Below are 351 nucleotides of genomic sequence, written 5' to 3' on the forward strand. Positions count from 1 at the left end.
TCCAGGTCGATGCCGCGCAGGCGCTCCACCCCCTCGGCATCCACCATGGTCAGGCCGCGCACCTCAAGGACCGGGGCCTGCGGCCGCGCCGGCTGCTTGTCCACGTTCAGCAGCACCTTGCGGCCGACCATCAGCTCGGCCAGCTGCTCGGGGCTGGTCTGGGCGGTCCGCACCGAGGCGACCATCTCGCCGCGGCGCATCACGGACACGTTGTCGGTGATCTCCATGATCTCGCGCAGCTTGTGCGTGATCAGGATGATCGTCTTGCCCTCGTCGCGCAGCCCCTTGAGGATGCGGAACAGGTGGTCGGCCTCGGCGGGCGTCAGCACGCCGGTGGGTTCGTCCAGGATC

The 351-nt window shown here is 69.2% G+C and carries 1 pseudogene; it reads right to left on the bottom strand.

Annotated features, from left to right (window positions below):
- Window positions 1–351: pseudogene (locus tag TW83_RS21290) on the bottom strand (heme ABC transporter ATP-binding protein); the annotation flags it as partial.

The sequence above is a fragment of the Paracoccus sp. S4493 genome (assembly GCF_000967735.1).
Lineage (GTDB): Bacteria > Pseudomonadota > Alphaproteobacteria > Rhodobacterales > Rhodobacteraceae > Paracoccus > Paracoccus marcusii.